At 61.2% G+C, this 24,837-nt stretch carries 24 protein-coding genes; 6 read left to right on the top strand and 18 right to left on the bottom strand.

The window, feature by feature from the left end:
* Window positions 1–503 (top strand): DeoR/GlpR family DNA-binding transcription regulator (locus tag PFH44_RS03135; protein ID WP_283824264.1); only part of this gene is annotated, 503 nt, incomplete at its 5' end.
* A gap of 125 nt (window positions 504–628) precedes the next feature.
* Here PFH44_RS03135 and fdhF read toward each other — a convergent pair.
* Window positions 629–2,776: a formate dehydrogenase subunit alpha gene (fdhF, locus tag PFH44_RS03130; RefSeq protein ID WP_283824263.1), complete on the bottom strand. Its 2,148-nt coding sequence runs from the start codon at window positions 2,774–2,776 to the stop codon at window positions 629–631.
* A 273-nt stretch (window positions 2,777–3,049) separates the two neighbouring features.
* On the opposite strand from fdhF, the gene PFH44_RS03125 reads away from it, so the two are divergent.
* Complete coding sequence (locus PFH44_RS03125) at window positions 3,050–3,781, top strand: response regulator (RefSeq protein ID WP_283824262.1); 732 nt, start codon at window positions 3,050–3,052, stop codon at window positions 3,779–3,781.
* A gap of 53 nt (window positions 3,782–3,834) precedes the next feature.
* On the opposite strand, the gene PFH44_RS03120 is transcribed toward PFH44_RS03125, so the two are convergent.
* Genes PFH44_RS03120 through PFH44_RS03110 form a run of 3 tightly spaced genes read right to left on the bottom strand, consistent with a single transcriptional unit; the run spans window position 3,835 to window position 7,331 of the window.
* Window positions 3,835–4,776 (bottom strand): ABC transporter substrate-binding protein, encoded by a 942-nt coding sequence (locus tag PFH44_RS03120; RefSeq protein ID WP_045853416.1) that lies wholly within the window; start codon window positions 4,774–4,776, stop codon window positions 3,835–3,837.
* A gap of 36 nt (window positions 4,777–4,812) precedes the next feature.
* Complete coding sequence (locus PFH44_RS03115) at window positions 4,813–5,814, bottom strand: ABC transporter permease subunit (protein WP_041143647.1); 1,002 nt, start codon at window positions 5,812–5,814, stop codon at window positions 4,813–4,815.
* A complete protein-coding gene (locus PFH44_RS03110; protein WP_045853415.1) occupies window positions 5,811–7,331 on the bottom strand; it encodes a sugar ABC transporter ATP-binding protein in 1,521 nt (506 codons plus the stop codon). Before PFH44_RS03110 ends, PFH44_RS03115 begins: the two co-directional genes overlap by 4 nt.
* Before the next feature lie 185 nt (window positions 7,332–7,516).
* On the opposite strand from PFH44_RS03110, the gene PFH44_RS03105 reads away from it, so the two are divergent.
* Both PFH44_RS03105 and yjdP read left to right on the top strand, forming a co-directional pair.
* Window positions 7,517–10,090, top strand: coding sequence for an ATP-binding protein (locus tag PFH44_RS03105; protein ID WP_283824261.1), 2,574 nt, complete (start codon window positions 7,517–7,519; stop codon window positions 10,088–10,090).
* Window positions 10,091–10,173: 83 nt separating this feature from the next.
* Window positions 10,174–10,524 carry a DDRRRQL repeat protein YjdP gene (gene yjdP, locus PFH44_RS03100; RefSeq protein ID WP_283824260.1) on the top strand — a complete coding sequence of 117 codons (351 nt, stop codon included), beginning with the start codon at window positions 10,174–10,176 and terminating at the stop codon, window positions 10,522–10,524.
* Between the two features lie 22 nt (window positions 10,525–10,546).
* Here the strand turns inward: yjdP and phnP are convergent, their stop codons facing one another.
* The 13 genes from phnP to PFH44_RS03035 all read right to left on the bottom strand — a co-directional run bounded on the left by phnP (window position 10,547) and on the right by PFH44_RS03035 (window position 19,789).
* Window positions 10,547–11,305 carry a phosphonate metabolism protein PhnP gene (gene phnP / locus PFH44_RS03095; protein ID WP_283824259.1) on the bottom strand — a complete coding sequence of 253 codons (759 nt, stop codon included), beginning with the start codon at window positions 11,303–11,305 and terminating at the stop codon, window positions 10,547–10,549.
* A 9-nt stretch (window positions 11,306–11,314) separates the two neighbouring features.
* The gene (gene phnO / locus PFH44_RS03090; RefSeq protein WP_045853411.1) at window positions 11,315–11,749 is read right to left on the bottom strand and encodes an aminoalkylphosphonate N-acetyltransferase; all 435 of its coding nucleotides are present in this window, start codon (window positions 11,747–11,749) and stop codon (window positions 11,315–11,317) included.
* Window positions 11,736–12,302: a ribose 1,5-bisphosphokinase gene (gene phnN, locus PFH44_RS03085; protein ID WP_045853410.1), complete on the bottom strand. Its 567-nt coding sequence runs from the start codon at window positions 12,300–12,302 to the stop codon at window positions 11,736–11,738. Before phnN ends, phnO begins: the two co-directional genes overlap by 14 nt.
* The gene (phnM, locus tag PFH44_RS03080) at window positions 12,302–13,438 is read right to left on the bottom strand and encodes an alpha-D-ribose 1-methylphosphonate 5-triphosphate diphosphatase (RefSeq protein ID WP_045853409.1); all 1,137 of its coding nucleotides are present in this window, start codon (window positions 13,436–13,438) and stop codon (window positions 12,302–12,304) included. Before phnM ends, phnN begins: the two co-directional genes overlap by 1 nt.
* Window positions 13,435–14,121, bottom strand: coding sequence for a phosphonate C-P lyase system protein PhnL (phnL, locus tag PFH44_RS03075; RefSeq protein WP_045853408.1), 687 nt, complete (start codon window positions 14,119–14,121; stop codon window positions 13,435–13,437). The genes phnM and phnL overlap by 4 nt, the downstream gene beginning before the upstream one ends.
* Before the next feature lie 85 nt (window positions 14,122–14,206).
* Complete coding sequence (gene phnK / locus PFH44_RS03070) at window positions 14,207–14,965, bottom strand: phosphonate C-P lyase system protein PhnK (RefSeq protein ID WP_041143662.1); 759 nt, start codon at window positions 14,963–14,965, stop codon at window positions 14,207–14,209.
* Complete coding sequence (locus tag PFH44_RS03065) at window positions 14,962–15,810, bottom strand: alpha-D-ribose 1-methylphosphonate 5-phosphate C-P-lyase PhnJ (protein ID WP_041143663.1); 849 nt, start codon at window positions 15,808–15,810, stop codon at window positions 14,962–14,964. Before PFH44_RS03065 ends, phnK begins: the two co-directional genes overlap by 4 nt.
* The gene (locus PFH44_RS03060; protein ID WP_283824258.1) at window positions 15,803–16,867 is read right to left on the bottom strand and encodes a carbon-phosphorus lyase complex subunit; all 1,065 of its coding nucleotides are present in this window, start codon (window positions 16,865–16,867) and stop codon (window positions 15,803–15,805) included. Before PFH44_RS03060 ends, PFH44_RS03065 begins: the two co-directional genes overlap by 8 nt.
* Window positions 16,867–17,451 (bottom strand): phosphonate C-P lyase system protein PhnH, encoded by a 585-nt coding sequence (gene phnH / locus PFH44_RS03055; protein WP_041143665.1) that lies wholly within the window; start codon window positions 17,449–17,451, stop codon window positions 16,867–16,869. The genes PFH44_RS03060 and phnH overlap by 1 nt, the downstream gene beginning before the upstream one ends.
* Window positions 17,448–17,900: a phosphonate C-P lyase system protein PhnG gene (gene phnG, locus PFH44_RS03050; RefSeq protein WP_283824257.1), complete on the bottom strand. Its 453-nt coding sequence runs from the start codon at window positions 17,898–17,900 to the stop codon at window positions 17,448–17,450. The genes phnH and phnG overlap by 4 nt, the downstream gene beginning before the upstream one ends.
* Entirely contained in the window at window positions 17,901–18,626 is a 726-nt protein-coding gene (phnF, locus tag PFH44_RS03045; protein ID WP_041143667.1) for a phosphonate metabolism transcriptional regulator PhnF, read from the bottom strand.
* Between the two features lie 161 nt (window positions 18,627–18,787).
* Entirely contained in the window at window positions 18,788–19,222 is a 435-nt protein-coding gene (yjdN, locus tag PFH44_RS03040; RefSeq protein ID WP_045853405.1) for a VOC family metalloprotein YjdN, read from the bottom strand.
* A 231-nt stretch (window positions 19,223–19,453) separates the two neighbouring features.
* A complete protein-coding gene (locus PFH44_RS03035; protein ID WP_041143668.1) occupies window positions 19,454–19,789 on the bottom strand; it encodes a zinc ribbon domain-containing protein YjdM in 336 nt (111 codons plus the stop codon).
* A gap of 542 nt (window positions 19,790–20,331) precedes the next feature.
* Between PFH44_RS03035 and proP the strand changes: the two genes are divergently transcribed.
* Window positions 20,332–21,834: a glycine betaine/L-proline transporter ProP gene (gene proP / locus PFH44_RS03030; protein WP_045853404.1), complete on the top strand. Its 1,503-nt coding sequence runs from the start codon at window positions 20,332–20,334 to the stop codon at window positions 21,832–21,834.
* Window positions 21,835–21,899: 65 nt separating this feature from the next.
* Here the strand turns inward: proP and melR are convergent, their stop codons facing one another.
* Window positions 21,900–22,838 (bottom strand): transcriptional regulator MelR, encoded by a 939-nt coding sequence (gene melR, locus PFH44_RS03025; protein WP_283824256.1) that lies wholly within the window; start codon window positions 22,836–22,838, stop codon window positions 21,900–21,902.
* 240 nt (window positions 22,839–23,078) lie between these two features.
* On the opposite strand from melR, the gene melA reads away from it, so the two are divergent.
* Window positions 23,079–24,425, top strand: a complete 1,347-nt coding sequence (gene melA / locus PFH44_RS03020) for an alpha-glucosidase/alpha-galactosidase (protein WP_045853400.1) — start codon at window positions 23,079–23,081, stop codon at window positions 24,423–24,425.
* Window positions 24,426–24,837: the final 412 nt, after the last annotated feature.

Genomic DNA, 24,837 nt, shown 5'->3' with positions numbered 1-24,837 from the left:
CAAGGCTGGTCAAGCCCGGCGGCTGCATTTTTACCGATCCCGGCCCCACTAACCTGGCGATGGCCGAGGCGCTGCCCGCCGAGCTGGCGCTGACAGTGGTGACGAACTCGCCGGAAATAGCCGCCGTATTGCTAAAAAAACCGCTCTATGACGTGGTTATCCTCGGCGGACAGATACAGCGGGCGTCCGGGGGATGCGTCGGCACCTCGGCGGTGGCGCAGCTGCAGGGGATTCTCTTTGACCAGGGGTTTATCGGCGGCTGCGCGATGGCGCCGGAGTCCGGCCTAACGGGATTTGACTACGCGGACTGCGAATTTAAGAAAGCGGTTATCAGGCAGTGTAGCGAAATTATCGTTGGCCTGACGTCTGACAAGATCCCGGCGGTGGCCCGCTTTGTGGTGGTTGAAAGCGGCGCTATCGATGTGCTGGTAGTGGAAGAAAACGTCAGCCGCGAGTACAGCGCCACGTTTCGCGAGCACGACATCCGCATTTATACGGTGTAATGGCCGGCCGGCGGCGGATGAAATCCGCGTTCTTCTGAGGGCGTTCTTCGCAGGCGGTGACGCATTCCCGACGACCCCGCCACCGGGCAGGGCTTTGACGCCGCTACCCGGGAACGCGGTCTGACTTAGCCCATCGCGCTTTCGCGCAGGCGGGCTTTTAGCTTACTGTACTCATCGATGACGTACCGTTCGGCGGCGCGCTGGTCGGCAATCCGCTCAACGTTAACCGCGCAGTACTTGTACTCCGGCGTTTTGGTTATCGGGCTCAGGTTCTCGGTCACCAGCTCGTTGCAGGCGCCAATCCACCACTGGTAGGTCATATAGACCGCCCCCTTATTCGGCCGATCGCTAACCTGCGCGCGGGTGATGATGCGGCCCTTACGCGAGTTAACCCACACCAGCGCCTCATCCTCGATACCCAGACGCGCGGCGTCGGCGGTATTGATTTGCGCATAGCCCGGCTCGTCCGCCAGCGCCGCCAGCGCCGCACAGTTACCGGTCATCGAGCGGCACGAGTAGTGGCCGACTTCACGCACCGTTGAGAGCACCATCGGATATTCCCCGGTGAGTCTGTCGATCGGCGCAACCCAGTCGCAGGTGTAGAACTGCGCCAGCCCGTTGGGGGTAGCGAATTTCTCTTTGAACAGATAAGAGGTCCCCTGGTCGGCGGCGGATTCGTCGCGGCACGGCCACATGATGTAGCCCAGCTCGCCCATCTTCTCGTAGGTGGCGCCGTAAAAGTCCGGACACAGATGGCGCAGCTCGTCCCAGATCTCCTGGGTGTTGCTGTAGCGCATCGGGTAGCCCATCCGGGTGGCGATCTCGCTGATAATCTGCCAGTCGGTTTTCAGATCCCACTGCGGCTCCACCGCCTTAAAGAAGCGCTGGAAGCCACGGTCCGCTGCGGTATAGACGCCTTCATGCTCGCCCCACGAGGTGGAGGGCAGGATGACGTCCGCCGCCGCCGCGGTTTTGGTCATGAAAATATCCTGCACGATAACCAGCTCAAGCTCTTCAAAGGCTTTACGCACCGCCGAAAGCTCGGCATCGGTCTGCAGCGGGTCCTCGCCCATAATATAGGCCGCCCGCACTTCGCCGTGCGCCGCCCGGTGCGGCAGCTCGCTGATGCGGTAGCCGGCGTGCGCCGGCAGGCTCTCCACGCCCCAGGCTTTGGCAAACTTCTCCCGGTTTTCCGGGAACTTAACGTACTGGTAGCCCGGATAGGTATCCGGCAGGGCGCCCATATCGCAGGCGCCCTGGACGTTGTTCTGCCCGCGCACCGGGTTGACCCCGACGCCCGGTCTGCCGAGGTTGCCGGTCATGATCGCCAGGCTGGTCAGCGAGCGCACGGTTTCCACGCCCTGATAGAACTGGGTGACGCCCATGCCCCACAGGATGGCCGCGGATTTGGCGCTGGCGTACATCCGGGCGCAGGCGCGGATCTCCTGAGCGCTGACGCCGGTTATCTCTTCCACCGACTCCGGCGTATAGCCTTCAACAATTTTGCGATACTCCCCGAAGCCTTCCGAGCGGCTGGCGACGAAGGATTTATCGTAGAGATCCTCTTCAATAATGACGTGGCCGATGGCGTTGAGCAGGGCAATGTTGGAGCCGTTTTTCAACGCAATATGCATATCGGCAATGCGCGCGGTTTCAATTTTGCGCGGATCGCAGACGATAATCTTCGCCCCGTTGCGTTTGGCGTTAATCACGTGATTCGCCACGATAGGGTGCGAATCGGCCGGGTTATAGCCGAAGATAAACACGAGATCGGTATTATCAATCTCGGTGATGGCATTGCTCATAGCGCCGTTACCGACCGACTGGTGCAGACCTGCAACCGATGGGCCGTGTCAGACGCGAGCGCAGCAGTCGACGTTATTGGTGCCAATAACGGCGCGTGCGAATTTTTGCATCACATAGTTGGTTTCATTCCCGGTGCCGCGGGAGGAGCCGGTGGTCTGGATGGCATCCGGGCCGTATTTGGCCTTAATCGCGCTGAGGCGCGTGGCAACGTAGTCGAGGGCCTCATCCCAGGAGACGGACTCCAGCCTGCCGCCGCGCTGGCGGCGGATCATCGGGGTTTTCAGGCGCGGGGTGAGGATCTGGGTATCGTTAATAAAGTCCCAGCCGTAGTAGCCCTTCAGGCACAGGGTTCCCTGGTTGGTTTTCCCCTGTGCCGCCTCAGCCCGGACGATTTTACCGTTATCGACCACCAGGTTGATTTTGCAACCTGATGCGCAATACGGACAAACCGTGACGACTTTTTTCATCGGTCTTGCTCCCGTTAATCAGTTGGCGCATATGCGCTATCACGCCGTCACTATGCATCTTCTATGCCATATTTTCATTGTGGGTATTTCCCGATAATACGCCGGTTTTTTGGGCGAAGTGCTGACGAAAAGCAGGGCGTCGTCAGTTTTGACGTGTCGAAGCGGGCGGAGTTGTGACATGGGTTGAAGAAACGCTATCCGGCAATGGATTTGTCGGTGGTGGTTTGCTGAATTAATCAGACAGAGATCATCCCCGGCGGGCAGAGGCAAGCTATGAAACCGGTCATTTTGGTTGTTGATGACGACAGCGCAATCTGCGAACTGCTGTGCGACGTGCTCAGCGCGCACGTTTTTGACGTGCTGGTGTGCCAAACCGGCGGCGAAGCGCTGGCGGTAGCGGAGCAGCGGGCGGATGTTTCCCTCGTCCTGCTGGACATGATTTTGCCCGATACCAACGGTCTGCTGGTGCTGCAGCAGCTGCAGCGCAGCAGACCCGAGCTGCCGGTGGTGATGCTGACCGGCCTCGGGAGCGAAGCCGACGTCGTGGTGGGGCTGGAGATGGGTGCCGACGACTATATCGGCAAGCCGTTTAACTCCCGGGTGGTGGTGGCGCGGGTGAAAGCGGTGCTCAGGCGCAGCGGCGCGCTGGCGGCGGAGAGCAGCAGCGGCGGCGGTGCGGGACTCATTTTTAACGGCTGGCGGCTGGACACCGGACGCTGTGAGCTGTTTAACCCCCAGCAGCAGCCGGTGCCGCTGACCCAGGGCGAGTACGGCCTGCTGCTGGCGCTGGCGCAGAACGCCCGGCGGGTGCTGAACCGCGAACAGCTGCTGACGTTGACCCACAGCGAGAGCATTGAGGTGTTTGACCGGACGATTGACGTGCTGATCATGCGCCTGCGGCGCAAGATTGAGCTTAATCCGCATCAGCCGGCGCTGATCAAAACCATGCGCGGCTTGGGCTATGTGTTCGCCGCGGACGTTATCCACGGCGATAAGGCGGCGTAGCCGCGAAGGGGCTAACCCCGGAGGCTTCCCGGGATTAGCCTGACCGATGGCGTCTACTTCACGGTCCAGCCTTTATAGGTACCAATGTTGTTTTTATCGATCATCGTCACCGGGATCAGCACCGGTGCCGTTGGCGCCGGTTTGCCCTGCAGGATGTCGTAGCCAATCTCTACCGCCTTCGCCGCCATCACCTGCGGATCCTGGGCCGGGGTGGCGACAAACAGCGAATTCTTACGCTTCAACGCTTCTTCCCCGTCCGGACTGCCGTCGACGCCGACGATAAAGAACTCGTTGCGCTGGGCCTGTTTGGCCGCCAGGTCCGCGCCGATAGCGGTCGGGTCGTTAATCGCGAATACGCCGTCGATTTTCGGATTGGCGGCCAGCAGCGAGGTCATAATTTCCAGGCCGCCTTCGCGGCTGCCCTTGGCGTTCTGGTTATACGACAGCACTTTGATATCCGGGTGGCGCTTGAACTCCGTCTGGCAGCCTTCGACGCGGTTCTGCACCGCAGAAACCGGCGGCCCGTTGATAATCACCACGTTGCCTTTCCCTTTCAGGCGGTCGGTGATGTATTTACAGGCCATTTCGCCCGCCTGGGTGTTATCGGAGGTAATGGTGGCGTCCGCGCCTTCGGCGGCCACGTCCACCGCCACCACCACGATGCCCGCGTCTTTCGCCCGCTTCACCGCCGGGCCGATGCCCTTGGAGTCGGCGGCGTTAAGGATAATCATGTCGACCTTCGCGGCGATAAAGTTATCGATCTGCGCCACCTGCTGACCGAGATCGTAGCCGCTGGAAACCAGCGTCACTTTGACGCCATCCCCGGCCAGCTTGCGGGCTTCCAGCTCGGCGCCTTTGGTTATCTGGACGAAGAACGGGTTGGCCAGATCGCCGACCGTCACGCCGATAGATTTGAGTTCTTTAGCCTGGGTGAACGGCGCTGCGGCAAGCAGCGTGCCGGCACAGAGCGCGATCGCTAACGGTTTCAAACGCATATTGTCTTCCTCACTCGTAGGGTATTGGTATTGTTGTTATGCACTTTGATGGTGTCGGGTACGGTATTTGTCGATCAGTACCGCAATGATGATCACCGCCCCTTTGATCACCAGTTGCCAGAAATAGGAGACGCCCATCAGCGTCATGCCGTTATTGAGGGTGGCGATAATCAGCGCCCCCACCAGGGTACCGGTGATGGTGCCGATACCGCCGACGAAGCTGGTGCCGCCGAGGATCACCGCGGCGATGGCGTCCAGCTCATAGCCCACGCCGAGGTTGCCGTTGGCGCTGTAGAGCCGCGAAGCGCTCATCACCCCGCCCAGCCCCGAGAGCAGCCCGCTCATGCCGTAGACGAACAGCAGCACCAGCCAGACCTTGATGCCGGTGAGCCTGGCGGCCTGCATATTGCCGCCCACGGCGTAGATGTGCACGCCGAGCGTGGTGCGGCGCAGAATGAACCAGCACACCGCGATCACCGCCAGGGCGATCACCACCAGCCACGGCACCGGCCCGAGGTAATCGTTGCCGATCCATTCGAAGCTGATATCGGAGTTAATCACCGTGGTGCCGTCCGCCAGCAGATAGGCGGCCCCGCGCAGCGCCGTATAGGTGCCTAGCGTAACGATAAACGGCGGCAGCCCGGCGAAGGCGACCAGCGCGCCGTTAAACAGCCCCAGCAGCAGCCCGAGCATCAGCGCCGCCGGAATGGAGAGCAGGGAGAGCTCCGGCATCAGCGAGACCACCATCGCCGCCACCGCGGTGGTGCCGAGGATAGACCCCACCGACAGGTCGATCCCGCCGGTCAAAATGATAAAGGTCATGCCCGCCGCGAGCACGATGTTGATGGAGGCCTGGCGGGTAATGTTTAGCAGGTTGCTCTCGGTAAAGAAGTTCGGCGCGATAAAGCCAAATACCGCGACGATCAGGATTAGAATCGGCAGGATGCCGACCGTTTGCATCAAATCGCCCATCAGCATTTTTTTCGCCGACGCTGATTTTGCCACCGGCCGGGCGGCGGTCTCTTTTTGCGTTGTCATGGTTGTTCCGCCTTAAGGTGAGAGTCGTTAACGCCGGTGGCCAGCGTCATAATGCTTTCCTGGCCGATCTCGCCGGCCTGCAGTTCGCCGACGATAGCGCCTTCGCGCATCACGTAGACCCGGTCGCTCATGCCGACCACTTCCGGTAATTCGCTGGAGATCATCAGAATGGCCACGCCCTGACGCGCCATCTGGTTCATGATGCGGTAAATTTCGCTTTTGGCGCCGACGTCGACGCCGCGCGTCGGTTCATCGAGGATCAGAATGCGCGGGCCGATCGCCACCCAGCGGGAGATCAGCAGCTTTTGCTGGTTGCCGCCGGAAAGGCCGCCCGCCCGCACCTGCGAATGCGGGACGCGAATATTGAGCAGCGAGATGGCGTCATCGGAGATGGTCTGCGCCTTCTTGCGGTTGAGCATCCCCCAGCTGGCGTCGCGCTCCAGCGTCGCCATGGTGATATTTTCCTGCGCCGCCAGCTCGAGAAACAGCCCCTGCTCCTTGCGGTTCTCGGTAAGGAAGCCGATGCCGAGATCGATGGCTTCGCGCGGCGAGTGGATAACCACCGGCTCGCCGTCGACTTCAATCACGCCGCCGCTCGCCTTGCGCACGCCGAAAACCAGCTGCGCCAGCTCGGAGCGGCCGGCGCCGACCAGCCCGGCGAGGCCGACGATCTCCCCGGCGTGCACCACCAGGCTGCTCGGCTTCACCTTGCTGCCGTCGGTCAAATCCTGCACCCGCAGGCGCGGCTGGCCGAGGGGGATATCGCGCTCTTTATTGAACAGATCGCTGAGCGGGCGGCCCACCATCATGCGCACCAGCTCGGAGGCGTTGAGCCTGTCGCGGGTCAGGCTGCCGACGTACTGGCCGTCGCGCAGGACGCTGACGCGATCGGACAGCTCATAAACTTCCGCCATGCGGTGGCTGATATAGATAATCGCCATGCCCTCGTCGCGCAGGCGCAGAATCAGCTCAAACAGGCGCTGGGTTTCACGCGAAGAGAGGGCGGCGGTCGGTTCATCCATCACCAGAATTCGGCTGTTACGGTGCAGGGCGCGGGCGATCTCCACCTGCTGCTGCTCGGCGATGGTCAGCTTCATCACCCGATCGCTGGCCTTAAACTGGGCGCCAAGACGGTCAATCACCGCCTGGGCCTGGCTGTGCATCTCTTTGCGCTGCACCAGCCCGCCGCGCGCCAGCTCGCTGCCGAGGAAAATATTTTCGGCGACGGTGAGGTTGGGCGCCAGCTGCATCTCCTGATAAATCAGCGTGATGCCTGCCGCCAGCGCGTCTTTTGGCCCTTTGATGGCGTGCGGTTTACCGTCGATCAGGATCTCGCCGCTGGTGGCGGTATAGGCGCCGGCGAGGATCTTCATCAGCGTGCTTTTTCCGGCGCCGTTCTCGCCCATCAGGGCGTGGATCTCGCCCGGCCAAACCGTCAGATCGACGCCTTTCAGCGCATAAAATTTGCCAAAGGCTTTGGCAATGTTGCGCATGGATAGTACCGGCGTTGCTGGCATACAGGGTCTCCTGCGAGAGCGGTCGATAGCAGCAGTGGACCACGGATTGATAAATGCAAAATGTCAGAAGCCGTTCATATTTGTCATATTGATGAATAGTTAATCTTGATCACAATTACGCAACGTTACTCTCCCCGTTGCCGCCGCCAGCCGCCAGGATAAACAAAAATAGCGCGGAGCCGACCATGCCATCCCATCGTTATCCGTTTTTCACCAGCGCCCGCGGACGCCTGCTGTCGTTTAACCTGCTGATGGTGGCGGTGACGCTGATGGTCGCCGGGGTGGCGATACTGGGTTTTCGCCACGCCAGCCTGCTGCAGGAGCAGGTACAGCGGCAGACGCTGGACGATATGACCGGCAGTATGAACCTGGCCCGCGATACCGCCAACGTCGCCACCGCGGCGGTTCGGCTCTCGCAGGTGGTGGGCGCGCTGGAGTATAAAAGCGAGGCCGAGCGCCTGCTGGAGACGCAGCAGGCGCTGAAGCACTCGCTGTCCCAGCTTGCCGCCGCGCCGCTGGCGCAGCAGGAGCTGACGCTGGTCGCCAGCATTACTCGCCGCAGCAACGAGCTGCAGCAGAGCGTAGGCGGAATGCTGGTGCGCGGCCAGCGGCGCCATCTGCAGCGCTATGAGCTGCTCAGCTCGCTGTATCAAAATCAGAGCTATCTGCTCCATCTGCAGGATCTTAGCGATCGGCCCGGCGCGCCGGCGATCGCTCCACAGCGGCTGGTGGAGATGGATCGGCTGATTACCGCCGCCATCCACACCTCAACGCCGCGTTCGATAGTGCAGCAGCTGGATGAGGTGATGGGCTTCCTGCCGTCGACCAGCGCCGACCCGACGCAGGCTGCGATCCTCGCGGATTTTAAGGCCGAGCTTGCCCGGCTGGAGCCGCTGTCAGCCCAGCTGGAGGAGAGCGATCTGGCGATCGGCTGGTATATGTTCCATATCAAGGCGCTGGTGGCGCTGCTGAACAGCGATATTAATCAGTATGTCGCCAGAGTGGCGCAGGCGTCGGAGCTGCGGGCGGCGCAAAGCCATCAGGAGCTGCGCTCCATCAGCATGTTTATTCTGCTGTCGGCGCTGCTGGCGCTGGCGATCACCGGCTGCGCCGGCTGGTATATCTACCGCAATCTTGGCTCCAACCTGACCGCTATTTCACGCGCCATGTCGCGGCTGGCCCACGGCGAGAACCACGTCTCGGTGCCCGCGCTGCAGCGGCGCGATGAGCTGGGCGAGCTGGCGCGCGCCTTCAACGTCTTCGCCCGCAATACCGCCTCGCTGGCCCACACGTCCCAGCTGCTGAAGGAGAAAAGCACCCTGCTGGAGACTACCTTTCACGCGATGCGCGACGGCTTTGCCCTGTTTGATAATCAGGGGCAGCTGGTGGTGTGGAATCCGCAGTATCCGCTGCTGCTCGGGCTGGCGGCACAGGAGCTGCAGCGCGGCATGCACTACCAGCAGCTGCTGAGCCGGGCGGCGCCCCTGGCGGAGCACGTGCGGGCCAACCTCGCTTCACCGCTGCCGAAGCCGCAGGAGCTGCAGCTGGCGAACGACCGGACGATTGAGCTGCGCTTCAGCCCGGTGCCGGGGCGCGGTCTGGTCAACGTGGTGCTCGATCGCACCGAGCGCAAGGGGCTGGAGCAGGCGCTGGTCCATAGCCAGAAAATGAAGGCCGTCGGCCAGCTGACCGGCGGCCTGGCGCATGATTTTAATAACCTGCTGGCGGTGATAATCGGCAGCCTTGAGCTGGTTCAGCCCCACGAGGGCGACGCGGCGCGCATCTCCAGGGCGCGCAAGGCCGCCGAACGCGGCGCGCTGCTGACCCAGCGGCTGCTGGCCTTCTCGCGCAAGCAGTCGCTGCACCCGCACGCCGTTGAGATGAAGCCGCTGCTGGAGAACCTCGGCGAACTGATGCGCCACTCTCTGCCCGCGGCGCTGAGCCTCGAGATTGAGGCGCAGTCCCCCGCCTGGCCGGCGTGGATTGACGTTGGCCAGCTGGAAAACGCCATCATCAACCTGGTGATGAACGCGCGGGACGCGATGGAGGGGCGGCCCGGGGTGATAAGAATACGCAGCTGGAACCAGCGCGTGGCGCGCAGCGACGGGCGGCGGCAGGATATGGTGGCGCTGGAGGTGGTCGACCACGGCTGCGGGATGTCGCTGGAGGTGAAAGCGCAGGTCTTTGAGCCCTTCTTTACTACCAAACAGACCGGCAGCGGCAGCGGCCTCGGGCTGTCGATGGTGTATGGCTTTGTGCGCCAGTCCGGGGGAAGGGTGGCAATTGAGAGCGCGCCGGGTCAGGGGACGACGGTGCGCCTGCAGCTGCCGCGCGCGGCGGTACAGGCGACGGCCAGCGGGCTGCTGCCCGAGGCCGAGCAGGAAACTGGCGCCGAGCGGCTGGCGCTGGTGCTTGAGGATGAAGCGGACGTGCGCCAGACCCTGTGCGAGCAGCTGCACCAGCTTGGCTGGCTGACGCTGGAAACCGCCAGCGGCGAGCAGGCGCTACAGATGCTCGAGGCTTCGCCGGATATCGCGCTGCTGATAAGCGATCTGATGCTGCCGGGAAGGCTGAGCGGCGCGGAGGTCATTAACGAAACGCAGCGCCGCTTCCCGACGGTGGCGCTGCTGCTGATCAGCGGTCAGGATCTGCGTCCGGCGCATAATCCCGCGCTGCCGGACGTCGAGCTGCTGCGTAAGCCCTTCACCCGCGCCCAGCTGCAGCAGGCGCTGCGGAGCGCCGTGGTTGCGCCCCGCTAGCGGCATCTAATTGAGATTCCTCCGCTACTCGTAGCGGCGGGCGTTGATTACCGTAGGCCCAGCCCCCCGAAGAGACTGGCCCTATGAAACGCTATTTGACCGCTTTGATCCTCTGCACCCTGTCGCTGGGCAGCCAGCTTGCGCACGCCGATCTTATTGACGACGCCATCGGCAATATTCAGCAGGCGATTAGCGACGCTTACCGCCCTGGCGATAACCGCTCCGATGACGACGATCGCTATAGCGACGGCCGCGATGATGACGGGCGCTATCAGGAGAGTCGTCAGCAAAGCCGCGATCGCCAGCGGCAGTACGACGATCGGCTGCGTCAGCTGGACGATCGCCGCCGACAGCTTGACGATCGCCAGCGCCAGCTGGATCAGGATCGTCGGCAGCTGGAAAACGATCGCCGTCGGCTGGACGACGACTACTGATCCTGCCCCGTTTGCGCGATGCCTAATCCAGCACGATCTCCATACCGTCATAGCCCGCTTCGAACCCCGGCGGCAGGGCGTTGTCCATCATCCAGGCATCAAACCGGTGGTCGATATGGGTGAGAATGACCTGCGGGCAGCCCACGATCAGGTTGATGGCCCGCACCGTATTTAAATCGCAGTGGTTGCGCGGAGTTTGCGGACGCGGCTCGTGGCTGCAGTCGATAATCATCGCCTGCGGCTGGTTATTCAGCAGGAACTTCAGCGTCTTCTCCGGCAGCCCGGCGGTATCCGACAGCCACGCCACGCGGCTGTGCGCCGACTCCAGCAGATAGCCGAACGTCAGCCTGGAATGGTTTAGCGGCAGCGGGGTCACCCTTAGCCCCTGCAGCTCGAACATCACAAAGGGCGCAACGGTATGGCTAAAATCCAGCAGCCCGGGATGCTTAAATAGATCGTCACAGCCCGCTTCGTCCGGCGGACCAAAAACCGGGATCCGCGCCCCCACGCCCCAGCGTAGCGGGAACAGCCCCTGGACATGATCCATATGGTAGTGGGTGAGCAAGATCTGCTGAAAGGTCCCGGCGGGCCAGCGCTCCATCAGGTCCGGAAGGCCGGCGTCCAGCAGGGTTACGGCGTGGTTGAACTTCACCGCCGCGCTGCAGGGGCGGCGGCGGTGGGCCTCATCAGCGCGGGCGCGGCGACAGGCGGCGCAGTCGCAGCCGAAGACCGGCACCAGCTGGGCGCCGCCGGTGCCGGTTAAGCGGATAGTCAGGCTCATACCTCCTCCTCACAGCGCTTTTTTAAAACGAAGATGACTTTGTGCGTACCCTTCGCGCAGATAGAAGCGGTGGGCGTCGGGGCGAGCTTTCCCGCTGGAGAGCTCAACCATGGTGGCGCCGCGGCTGCGGGCTTCCTGCTCGGCCCACGCCAGCAGCGCCTGGCCCACCTGCAGACCGCGCATTTGCGGCAGAACCACCAGCTCCTGTACTTCGCCGATCCAGGCGTTGAAATTGAGCGGAAACTGCAGCTGGAGCCCAATGAGCCCGACGGTTTCGCCATCCACCTCCGCCAGCTGATAGCGCAGGGTGGGATTTTGCAGGTTCATGGCAAAGCCGCGGGCGAAAGCGTCGCGATCGTAGGTTTTTTGCTTTAATTCGCAAATTAACGCATAGACGGCGGGGCTGTCGTCGAGGGTCGCCTCGCGTAGCTTACAGGTCGGCATGCTGGTGCTCGCGCTGGCGGTGAGTACGAATCAGCGAGACCAGGGTGTCCACCGACTGCGGCAGCGTACCGTCGTTATTTAAGGTCAGGCAGTCCGTTGGCGCGTAGCGCGCGGCGCGCTCAAGCCGCTGGGCGATCTCCGTTTCGTTCTCCCGGCCGCGCTGCTGCAGACGCTGGCGCAGCACGTCCGGCGTGACCTGCAGGCAGATAGGCAGCAGGGCGTCGGCGTAGCGCGCCCGGGCCTGCGCCAGATGCGCGCGGGAGCCGTTGGCCACCACGTCGAAACCGGCGTGCAGCCAGAGGTCAATTTCGATGCCAATGCCGTAGTAATTGTTATTGGCGTGCCAGCTCAGCGCAAACAGCTGGCGCTCGGCGCGGCTAAAAAACTCCTGCTTGCTGAGGGCGATATGGTTTTCGCTCCCGGCGTTAAAGGGGCGCGTAATATAGCGATGCGCAACCAGCAGCTGCGAGTGCTCGCGCTGGCGGAGCGCCGCCAGCAGGCTATCTTTTCCTGAGCCGGAAGGCCCCACCAGCCAAATCAGTTTCCCCGACATTAGAAGACCCTCTTTCCTTGACGCCAGACGTGGTCGATATGCACATGCTCCCCGCGGCGATGGGCCAGCACGAGGTCGGCGCGTTTACCTTCGGCAATGGCCCCGCGGTCGCCTAGACCCAGCGCCTGCGCCGGATTTTTGCTCACCAGGCGAATCGCCTGCGGCAGCGTGAAGCGGTTGCCGTCGTCATCGGCGATGCGGAAGGCGGCATCCAGCAGGCTGGCGGGGTAGTAGTCGGATGAGAGAATATCCAGCAGATTGTCGGCCGCCAGCCGGTGGGCGGCGACGTTGCCGGAGTGCGAGCCGCCGCGCACGATGTTCGGTGCCCCCATCAGCACGTTCATGCCGTGCTGACGCGAGGCCTCCGCGGCGGCTAAGGTGGTGGGAAATTCGGCGATTACGCTGCCAAGCTGATGCGATTCGACGACGTGCTCGCGGGTGGCGTCATCGTGGCTGGCGAGGGCAATCTTACGCTCGCGGCAGATGGCGGCGATGGTTTCGCGGTTCGGCTGCGACCAGGTCGCCGCCAGCGCCATCTGCTCCTCTTCGAAGCGGTCCATCTCTTCGTTGGTCAGATGATATTTCCCCTGGTAGTAATCGCGGTACTTGCTGCGGTCGGCGTACTGGCGCTGGCCCGGAGAGTGGTCCATCAGGGAGACCATGCTCACCGGCTCGCGGCCAACCAGCTTCTCAAACAGCGGCAGGGTGGTGTGGTGCGGCAGCTCGCAGCGCAGGTGCAGGCGGTGTTCGGCGCGGTTAACGCCGCGCTTTTGCGTCTCCTCGATGGCGTTGATCATCTTTTCCAGATTCTCCAGCCGGTCGCCGCCGTCGCGGACGTCGCCGATGGCCACCGCATCCAGCACGGTGGTGATCCCGCTGGCGATCATCAGCGCATCGTGGCTGCTCATCGCCGAGTGGGCGGGCCAGTCAACCTTCGGGCGCGGGGTAAAAAACTTGTCCAGATTATCGGTATGCAGCTCGATGAGCCCCGGCAGCAGCCAGCCGCCCTCGCCGTCGATCGCCTGCGGCAGCTGGCTCTGGCTTTCGGCAAACGCGTAAATCATGCCCTCCTGCACCTCCAGCGAGCCGTTCACCACTTCATCTTCGAGAACCAGTTTTACGTTATTGATAATCATGCTGTTATTCCCATCGGATGCAGCCGGTCGGCCACCAGGTTGCGTATCGTTTCATCATGGAAAATGCCGACGATAGCCGCGCCGCGCGCTTTAGCCTCGTTAATCAGCTCCACCACCGCGGCGCTGTTTTTGGCGTCGAGGGAGGCGGTAGGCTCGTCGAGCAGGAGGATCGGATAGTCAACGGCGAAGCCGCGGGCGATGTTGACCCGCTGCTGCTCGCCGCCGGAGAAGGTGGACGGGGCAAGGTGCCACAGGCGTTCCGGGACGTTCAGGCGCGTCAGCAGGCGCGCGGCCTTGGCGGCGCACGCTTCGCGCGGGATGCCGAGATCCAGCAGCGGCTGCATCACCACTTCCAGCGCAGAAATGCGCGGAATGACGCGTAGAAACTGGCTCACCCAGCCGATGGTGGTTTTACGCACCTCCAGCACCTTGCGCGCCGGAGCGCTCACCAGGTCGACCCACTCCTCGCCGTGGCGGACGTGAATATGCCCGGTATCCGGCAGGTAGTTGGCGTACAGCGAGCGCAGCAGGGTGGATTTACCGCTGCCGGAGTGGCCGTGCAGCACCACGCACTCTCCGGCGTTAACCGTTAGCGAAGCGTCGGCGAGCACCGGCAGGCGGACGCCGTTTTGCTGATGCAGGACAAAGGTTTTATGTACGTTTTCAACGCGGATGGCGTTCATTTGTTGCCTCATAGTGCCTGAGTTTTCCCGGCGGCGACGCGACGCGCCCGTCCGGGCTACCTGACCCAGCGAATGGGGTCGCGGGCTAGTTCTGCAAGACCGACGACACCAGCAGCTGGGTATAGGGATGGTGCGGATCGTCGAGTACCCGGTCGGTTAAACCACTTTCCACCACCTGACCCTGCTTCATCACCAGCAGGCGGTGAGCCAGCAGGCGCGCGACGCCGAGATCGTGGGTGACAATCACCACCGCGAGGTTCAGCTCCACCACCAGGCCGCGCAGCAGGTCGAGCAGGCGCGCCTGCACCGACACGTCCAGTCCGCCGGTGGGTTCATCCATAAACACCAGCTTCGGCTGGGTGACGAGATTGCGGGCGATCTGCAGGCGCTGCTGCATGCCGCCGGAAAAGGTGGTCGGCAGGTCGTCGATGCGCGACGCCGGGATCTCCACCTCTTCCAGCCAGCGTCCGGCGGTGGCGCGAATATTGCCGTAATGGCGCGCGCCGGTGGCCATCAGCCGTTCGCCGATATTGCCCCCCGCTGAGACCTGGCGGCGCAGGCCGTCCATCGGGTGCTGGTGCACCACGCCCCACTCGGTGCGCAGCAGGCGGCGGCGATCCGCTTCGCTCATCGCGTACAGCGAGCGGCTGTGGTACAGCACTTCGCCCTGCTGCGGCGCGAGGCGCGCGGAGATGGCCTTCAGCAGGGTGGTTTTGCCGGAGCCGGACTCGCCGACGATGCCCAGCACTTCTCCCGGGAACAGCTCAAAGGAGACGTCGCTGAAGCCTTTGCCCGGCGCGTAGAGGTGGGTCAGGTTATTGACCGCAAGTAACGGTTGGCTCATTTTTGTTGCGCCTCGCTCTGTTGGCGGCAGTAGTCGGTATCGGAGCAGACAAACATGCGTTTGCCGCTGTCATCCAGCACCACTTCATCAAGATAGCTGTGGCGCGAGCCGCAGATGGCGCAGGGCTCATCCCACTCCTGGACGGTGAACGGATGATCGTCAAAATCGAGGCTTTCCACCGGCGTATAGGGCGGGACCGCGTAGATGCGCTTTTCGCGCCCGGCGCCGAACAGCTGCAGCGCCGGCATCATGTGCATTTTCGGGTTATCGAATTTCGGGATTGGCGACGGGTCCATCACGTAGCGGCCGTTGACCTTCACCGGGTAGGCGTAGGTGGTCGCAATGTGGCCGAAGCGGGCGATATCTTCATACAGCTTGACCTGCATTACGCCGTACTCTTCCAGCGCGTGCATGGTGCGGGTTTCGGTTTCGCGCGGCTCGATAAAGCGCAGCGGTTCCGGGATCGGCACCTGGAAAATCAGGATCTGATCTTCCGTCAGCGGCGTTTCCGGGATCCGGTGGCGGGTCTGGATCAGCGTCGCGTCTTCGGTGCGCTCGGTGGTGGCGACGCCGGTCACGCGGGTGAAGAACTGGCGAATCGATACCGCGTTGGTGGTGTCGTCGGCGCCCTGGTCAATCACCTTCAGCACGTCGTTCTCGCCGATCACGCTGGCGGTCAGCTGGATACCGCCGGTCCCCCAGCCGTAGGGCATCGGCATTTCGCGGCCGCCGAACGGCACCTGATAGCCGGGGATGGCGACGGCTTTCAGAATGGCGCGGCGGATCATGCGCTTGGTTTGCTCATCAAGATAGGCGAAGTTATAGCCGGAGAGGGTATTAGCCACGTTCGTTCTCCCGTTGCAGGCGTTTCAGCAGCGCCAGTTCGGCCTGGAAATCGACATAGTGGGGCAGCTTAAGGTGCGACACGAAGCCCGCGGCCTCGACGTTATCGGCATGGGCCAGCACAAACTCTTCGTCCTGCGCCGGGCCGGCCGCCTCCTCGCCGTAGTCCGGCGCCTGGAGCGCGCGGTCAACCAGCGCCATCGCCATCGCTTTGCGCTCGCTCATGCCGAAGGTCAGGCCGTAGCCGCGGGTGAAGTGCGGGGGCTCGTCTTGCGGGGCAACGAAGCCGTTGACCATTTCGCATTCGGTCATCAGCAGCTCGCCAATATTGACCGCAAAGCCCAGCTCCTCCGGAACGATCTCTACCGCCACGTAGCCGCTGCGTATTTCGCCGGCAAACGGGTGGTTGCGGCCGTAGCCGCGCTGGGTCGAGTAGGCCAGCGCCAGCAGATAGCCTTCGTCGCCGCGCACCAGCTGCTGCAGGCGCGATGAGCGCGAGCAGGGGTAAACCGGCGGGCTGCGGGTAATATCGTCAGGCTCGGCGAGGGTCTGCTGCTCTGCTTTCGCCAGCCCCTGCTGGACCAGCAGGTTAAAGACGTGCGGTGTGGCTTCCGGCGGCTGCTCGGCGGTTTTCAGAGCCGGCGCCTCGCCGTTGGCCAGCAGGGTAAAATCGAGCAGGCGGTGGGTGTAATCGTAGGTCGGGCCGAGCATCTGGCCGCCGGGAATATCTTTATAGACCGCCGAAATGCGCCGCTCCAGACGCATTTCGGCGGTATTTACCGGCTCACTCACCGCCAGCCGCTGCAGGGTGGTGCGGTAGGCGCGGAGTAAAAAAATGGCCTCGACGCTGTCGCCGCTGGCCTGCTTGAGCGCCAGCGCCGCCAGCTCGCGATCGGCGATGCCGCCTTCGGTCATCACCCGGTCAACCGCCAGGTTCAGCTGCTGGGTAATCTGTTCAACGCTAATTTCAGGAAGCCGTCCATCGCCTCGTCGTTTGTGTTCCTGAAGGGCGTGAGCGGCGACTATCGCCTTCTCACCGCCTTTGACGGCAACGTACATTAGCAAACCTCCACGTGGGTGGTGCGCGGGATGGCCAGCAGACGTTCTCCACAGGTGAGGATCAGGTCAATGCCTAAGGGGAACGGGTGCGGGCGCTCGGTCAGCTCATCAATGATGCAGTCCGGCAGCTGCGGGGCGATCATCCGCTCTTCGGCAATGCCGGCGCCGGTCAGACGCAGCATGCGCCCGCCGCTGAGGCTCGGGAGCTGGACGATCAGCGTTACGCCGGTTTCCGGAGCGACAACGGTGCCGGCGGAGAGCTCGTTGAGCTGTTCGGCGCTGATGCGCTCGTTGGTGACGGCGAAGACCGCCTGCTGCGGCTGCTCAACCAGCGGCGCGCCGGTATGAAAGCGCAGGTTCTGGCCGACAAGGTCGTTATGCAGCGCGGCGGTAAACCAGACCGGCGTGTCGCGATCGGCAAGGGTCAGCAGGAGGCTGGTAGAGGCGACGTTCAGCGGCTGCCAGCCGTGCTGAAGCTGCTGCAGGGAGACGATCACCCCCGGCTCGCTCATGGCCTTCAGCAGGCGACGAAAGCTGTGTTGGGCATCCTGCGCCGGTAGGGTAAAGGCGGTTTGTAAGGTCATGCGTTATCTCCGCGAACCAGAGTAAAGAAGTCGACCCGGCTGGCGTTGACCTCGGCGCGTCGGGCTTCAATGCGCGCGCTTCGTTGTTCTTCCAGCGGGGTAATCAGGGTTTTCATTAAGGAATGAAAGTGGTGTGGCGACTGCATCAGGGCGTCGATGGCCGCGCAGCGTTCGGCATGGGGGCGATCGCGCCCCAGTATCCAGCTGTAGCCGAGCGTGCCGTCGGCGAGGCGGATCGCCGCCCGGGTCAGAGTGGCGTCACCGGCGAAGAAACGATCGCCGATGCCCCCCATGCGCGCCTGGAGCTGCACGAGGCCGGTCTCCGGAGCGCGAATGGATTCGTACTGCGGCGCCAGCTGCAGGGTCTGCATCCGCGCCAGAAGCTCCTGCGGTTCACTGTGGGCCAGCACGGACATCCAGCGCTGGCGGGTTGCGGTATCAAAGTGCATTCAGTGCTCCATGGTGAATTCGATCATGTCCGCCCGGGTCAGGCTGACGGAGTACTCCGTCGCGTTCTGCTCGCCGGGACGGTGGTTGAGGGTTCTTACGCACAGCAGCGGCGCCATGTTGGGGATCCCCAGAATGTTGCTCTCTTTGGCCTGCGCGCGGCGGGCGCTGATTTTGGTGCGCGCGCGGGTAAGCTCGACGTCCAGCTGCTGGCGCAGAAAATCGTGCAGTGAGCCCTGGCTGAAGGTTTGCAGCGCGGGCCAGAAGCGCAGGTCGGTGAAGTAGTGGTCGATCAGGCACAGCGCGACGCCGTTCACCCGGCGCAGGGTGCGCAGATGGATGACGTTATCGCCTTCGTTGATCGCAAAGGCCTCGGCGACGTGGCTGCTGGCCGGGCGCAGCACCGACAGCAGCTTTTCGCTGGTCGGATGGCTTCCCTGCTCGAGTAGGTTCTGGCTGAAGCGCGCCTGGGCGTTCAGCGGATAGTCGATCGGCCGCATCAGCACCAGCACGCCGACGCCCTGACGGCGCTGAACCCAGCCGCGTTCAACCAGCTGGTCTATCGCCCGGCGCAGGGTATGGCGGTTGACCTCAAAGCGGGTGGCCAGCTGCTGCTCCGCGGGCAAATAGTCGCCGCAGCGGTAGTGGTGACGAAGCTCTTGCTCAAGCCTGGCGGCAATTTCCTGATACCGGGTAGGATAACTGGTCGGATGTCTGGATAAGTACATGTCAGTCGAGCCTCACTAAGCAGAAGAAGGGATTTCCCTCTGAGAGTGGCCCGATCCTGACCTGTTTTTGTTACATTTCGGTTAAAACATAATGACCGCAGGATGAAGAGTTAGCGCCAGGGCGATGACAGGGCGGGAGAGCCCGCCCGGAGGGGGAGGCGTTAAGGCTGCTTGACGACGTTCACCATCCACGGGATGCCGAAGCGATCGAAAACTTTGCCAAAGCCGTGGGCCCAGAAGGTTTCCTGCCAGGCCATTTCGATACGTCCTTCTGCGGCGAGGCTGTCAAACCAGCGTTTACCTTCATCCAGGTCCTGAGTATCCAGCACCAGCGTGAAGCCGGCATAGCGTTCGCTGTCGCTGGTGGGGCTATCGCCCAGCATCAGCTCGCTGCCCGCCACGCGCAGGCTGGCGTGGGCGATGCAGTCGGCGGCGAGATGCTGACCGGAGGGGCAGCCGTCCTCGGCGTCCTGCATATTCTGCGGCATCTCGCCGTAGGTGATCTGGTGGACAAGCTCTGCGCCCAGGGCCTGCTGGTAGAACGCGATGGCCGCAGCGCAGTTGCCGCCGAAGGCGATATAGGGGCTTAAAGACATAGTCATGACCTCAGATAACGATTGACCCATTAAGCGTAGAGGGTGCCAGGCGATTTAAGCCAGGCGGCGGCGTCAGTCAGGAGGTGGATGAGGACAATATCTGACCTGCGCCAGCAGTTCTCGCCGATGAGGCGGGAAATAGGGGGACGATGGCGCGAGGATATGTTCGTTCATTTTCCCGACCGGCGGCTGTGGTCGGGAAAATAACGATTCAGCGAAAAGGAAATAGCGTTAGTTCTTTTTGACGAACTCGGATTTGAGCTTCATCTGACCAAAACCATCAATTTTGCAGTCGATGTTATGATCGCCTTCTACCAGGCGGATATTCTTCACTTTAGTGCCGATTTTCAGCATAGAAGAGCTGCCTTTAACCTTCAGATCTTTAATCACGGTGACGCTATCGCCGTCGACGAGTAAATTGCCGTTGGCATCTTTCACCGTCAGCGCATCATTATCTTCAGCCGGCTCGGCATTGTTCCATTCATGGGCGCATTCCGGGCAGATAAACATGCCGTTGTCTTCATAGGTGTACTCAGAATGGCATTTAGGACACTGTGGGAGTTGCATGACGTTCCTCATGATTACTGTATAAAACAGGCCGTTGGCCCGTTAAAAGGCGGCTGATAGCCGAAAGTGATTGCTATTATAGCGCAATGGCGGCCATTTGTCGGCCACTTTTTCCTATAGTACCGCGGCGGGAATATTCTCTTTTTCGAGCAAAATTCAGCAATATTCGATGTGCTGCCGGAGGCGGGATATCCAAAAATAAATCACTGCCTGTGCATATTCATTGAACTTATTAATGCCGCCTGGCTCTGTAATATGGCGAACAAATTTTCGTGAAGTTGATCCCAAATTTAAACGCTGTTAGGGTAAAAAGGCGAGTTGGTAAATTCATCAGGTTTATTCGTCGCCCCATTTATTGATTAATTTACGCCAGAGCAGGCGTCAACAGGTTCGGTTGTACGGACTGTCAGCAGACAGTGCAGGCAAACCTGCTACGCTTGAAAAGAGGAGCCCGGCAATTGGCCGCTCCCGACGCACAACGCAAACGGTATTGCCGTTTGGCGGAGAACCGTGCGCTCACGGCGAAGCTTTAGAGGAAAAATATGCTTAAAAGGAAAAAAGTAAAGCCAATCACTCTGCGGGATGTGACCATCATTGACGATGGCAAGCTGAAAAAAGCGATCACCGCAGCGTCGCTGGGTAATGCGATGGAGTGGTTCGATTTCGGCGTGTACGGCTTCGTGGCCTACGCCTTAGGTAAAGTCTTCTTCCCCGATGCCGATCCCAGCGTGCAGATGATTGCCGCGCTAGGGACATTCTCCGTTCCGTTCCTGATTCGTCCGCTAGGCGGCCTGTTCTTCGGCATGCTCGGCGATAAGTACGGTCGACAAAAGATTCTGGCGATAACCATCGTTATCATGTCGATAAGTACCTTCTGTATTGGTCTTATTCCGTCGTACGCCTCGATTGGCATCTGGGCACCGATTCTGCTGCTGCTGTGTAAGATGGCGCAGGGCTTCTCGGTGGGCGGAGAGTACACCGGCGCGTCGATCTTCGTCGCCGAATACTCGCCTGACCGTAAGCGCGGCTTTATGGGCAGCTGGCTGGACTTCGGTTCCATTGCCGGGTTTGTCCTCGGCGCGGGCGTGGTGGTGCTGATTTCAAGCATCGTCGGTGAGGAAAACTTCCTCAGCTGGGGCTGGCGCCTGCCGTTCTTCCTCGCGCTGCCGTTAGGGCTTATCGGCCTCTATCTGCGTCACGCCCTGGAAGAGACTCCGGCGTTCCAGCAGCACGTTGACACCCTTGAGCAGGGCGATCGCGAAGGGCTGCAGGAAGGGCCTAAGGTCTCGTTCAGAGAGATTGCCACCAAGCACTGGCGTAGCCTGCTGACCTGTATCGGTCTGGTGATTTCCACCAACGTGACCTACTACATGCTGCTGACCTATATGCCGAGCTACCTGTCGCATAACCTGCACTACTCGGAAGATCACGGGGTGCTGATTATTATCGCGATTATGGTCGGGATGCTGTTTGTGCAGCCGGTTATCGGGATGCTCAGCGACCGCTTCGGCCGTCGTCCGTTTATCCTGATTGGTAGCGTGGCGCTGTTCTCGCTGTCGATTCCGGCCTTTATCATGATTAACAGCGACGTTATCGGCCTGATTTTCGGCGGTCTGCTGCTGCTGGCGGTGGTGCTTAACTGCTTTATCGGGGTTATGGCTTCTTCGCTGCCGGCGATGTTCCCGACCCATATCCGCTTCAGCGCGCTGGCCAGCGCCTTCAACATCTCGGTGCTGGTTGCCGGTCTGACGCCAACTCTGGCGGCCTGGCTGGTGGAAACCACGCAGAACCTGATGATGCCGGCCTACTATCTGATGGTGATTGCGGTGATTGGCCTGATGACCGGCCTGACGATGAAGGAGACGGCGAACCGTCCGCTGAAAGGGGCGACGCCTGCGGCTTCGGATATCCAGGAAGCGAAAGAGATCCTCGGCGAGCACTACGATAACATCGAAAACAAAATCGAAGATATCGATCAGGAAATTGCCGATTTGCAGGAAAAACGTTCCCGTCTGGTGGATCAGCACCCGCGAATTAACGACTGATTCATTCGCCTGCAATGTGAAAAATGCCGCCGGGGGCCTCCTCCGGCGGCATTTTTTATGGCCGTTTAGGTCTCATTCGGCGGCAGGCTTTGCCGGCGCTGCTGGCTGAGCCGGCGGTACTGCTGCGGCGGCATGCCGACGTACTTGCTAAAGGTGCTGTAGAAGCGGCTGCTGGAACGAAAGCCGGCGGTCAGGGCGATATCAAGGATGGTTTTGTCGGTATCGCTGAGCAGGGCGCGGACGTGGTTAATGCGCATGGCGGTGATGTACTGCTTCATGGTCTGCTGCATCACCCGTTGAAAAATGCCCATCGCGTAGTTGGGGTTGAGCTTAACGTGTTCGGCAACCGCATCGACGGTCAGCGCCCGATCGTAGTGCGCGGCGATAAATTCGAGCATCTGGCTGACGTAAAACTGCGCATGCCGCGAGACGCTGTGCTTGTGCGTGCGCGAGGTTTTGTTGACCAGAATCGGCTGCCAGCCGGAGAGGCTAAAGCGCTTGAGCATCAGGGCGATCTCTTCGATAGCCAGCTGGCGGATCTGCTCGTTGTCGCTGGCGAGCTCCTGCTGCCAGCGCTGGACTTCAAAGACGCTGAGCTGCTGCGCCGCGAGGGATTTAATGACCATGCCGTGGGTGACGTTATTGATAAGCTCCCGGTCCAGCGGCCAGGACAAAAACAGATGCATCGGCAGGTTAAAGATGGCCATCTGCCGGCAGCTGCCGGGACGGGTGAGCTGATGCGGCGTACAGGCCCAGAACAGGCTGATATAGCCCTGCCTGATGTTCACCACCTCGTTGTTAATCAGATACTCCACGTCGCCGTCGAAGGGGACGTTAACCTCTACCTGACCGTGCCAGTGGCTGGTGGTCATGGCGTGCGGGGTGCGCAGCTCGATATCCATGCGCTGATACTCCGAATAGAGCGCCAGCGGGCTGCGGGTATTTTGCTCGTCGCTGCTGCTCATATGCGGGTCGGGAGGCTGCGGCGTAAGGTTTTTTTCCATAGGGCTTCGGATTCCTGAATCGTCATAGCTGCTGTTTTTTGCACCGATATACGCCTATCTTAGCGGATTCAACCGCCCGTTTTCTCTGCTTTTTCGCCATTTTATTCCCGAAATCTCAGATTTTGTGGTCGGTAACGGTCGATCTGAGTTTCCGGGAATGCTCCGTCGGGAAGAGGGCAGCGCGCGGCGCGTCCGGCGTGCCACTCTGCGGGTGTCTAATGACTTAACGGAGAGAGCACTATGTCTGCCCCAAAAATTACCTTTATCGGCGCCGGCTCAACGGTTTTCGTTAAAAATATTCTCGGCGACGTTTTTCAACGCCCGGCGCTGAGATCGGCCCATATCGCGCTGATGGATATCGACGCCAACCGGCTAGAAGAGTCGCATATCGTGGTGCAAAAGCTGATGGACTCGGTTGGCGCTCACGGAGAAATTAGCTGCCATCGCGACCAGAAAGCCGCGCTGATGGACGCGGATTTTGTGGTGGTCGCTTTCCAGATCGGCGGCTATCAGCCGTGTACGGTAACCGATTTTGAGGTCTGCAAGCTGCACGGGCTGGAGCAGACCATCGCCGATACGCTCGGGCCGGGCGGGATCATGCGGGCGCTGCGGACGATTCCGCACCTGTGGCGCATCTGTGACGATATGACCGAGGTCTGCCCGAACGCGACGATGCTGAACTACGTCAACCCGATGGCGATGAACAGCTGGGCGATGTACGCGCGCTATCCGCATATCAAGCAGGTCGGCCTGTGCCATTCCGTGCAGGGAACGGCGGAAGAGCTGGCGCACGACCTCGACCTCGACCCGGCGGATCTGCGCTACCGCTGCGCCGGGATTAACCACATGGCGTTCTACCTGTCGCTGGAGAAAAAGACGGGGGACGGCAGCTACGTCAGCATCTATCCGGATATGCTGCAGGCCTTTGCCGAAGGGCGCGCGCCGAAGCACCGCGAGAACTCGCGCTGCCAGAATATCGTTCGCTATGAGATGTTCAAAAAGCTGGGCTACTTCGTGACGGAATCGTCGGAGCACTTCGCGGAATATACCCCGTGGTTTATCAAGCCGGGGCGTGAAGACCTGATCGCCCGTTACCAGGTGCCGCTGGACGAATATCCGAAGCGCTGCGTGGAGCAGGTGGCGAACTGGCATAAAGAGCTGGAGACGTATAAAACCAGCGATCGCATCGACATTAAGCCCTCGCGGGAATATGCCAGCACGATTATGAACGCGATCTGGACCGGCGAGCCGAGCGTGGTGTACGGCAACGTGCGCAACGACGGGCTGATCGACAACCTGCCGCAGGGGTGCTGCGTGGAGGTCGCCTGCCTGGTGGACGCCAACGGTATTCAGCCCACTAAAGTTGGCAGGCTGCCCGCGCACCTGGCGGCGATGATGCAAACCAACATCAACGTTCAGACCCTGCTGACCGAGGCGATCCTCAGCGAAAACCGCGATTACGTCTACTACGCGACGATGATGGATCCGCACACTGCGGCGGTGCTGGGAATCGAGGAGATCTATGCGCTGGTGGACGATTTGATTGCCAGCCACGGCGAGTGGCTGCCGGAGTGGGTCCGGCGTTAATACCGCCTCCGCCGTCGGGCCGCCCGGCCCGACGATATCCGCCGCGATGTCATTTTCCTCGACCTCTGCCCGACATCCTGAACGCGCCGCGGCATCATAAAAGATGCCGCGGCGCGCTATGGCCGACGCCGCCGCTGATGATAAAACCCGTGGATTTTGCGTGAGCGTAGGCGAAAATTAGATGACTTAGCGCGGGTTTTTCCTTCATTTTTCGACAAAAAGCGTAAGAAAGTTATCTCTGATAATTATCTATTTGTTCTCAATTTATTCTCTTTTTTAAGTCTTTGATTTTTATTTTATCTTATTTGTCTCTTTTATTTCTCGGAATTGTCTCTTTTTTGCGCTATTGCGCGGTCGTTTTACGCTTGCTACTCTTTTGTAGTCTTATTTTTTCTCTTATTTGTCGCAGAGA

It is taken from the genome of Klebsiella sp. Ech2A, assembly GCF_030078455.1.
Lineage (GTDB): Bacteria > Pseudomonadota > Gammaproteobacteria > Enterobacterales > Enterobacteriaceae > Klebsiella > Klebsiella terrigena.
The sequence above is the reverse complement of the archived record's forward strand: the minus strand, read 5'-3'. Positions and strand labels throughout refer to the sequence as shown.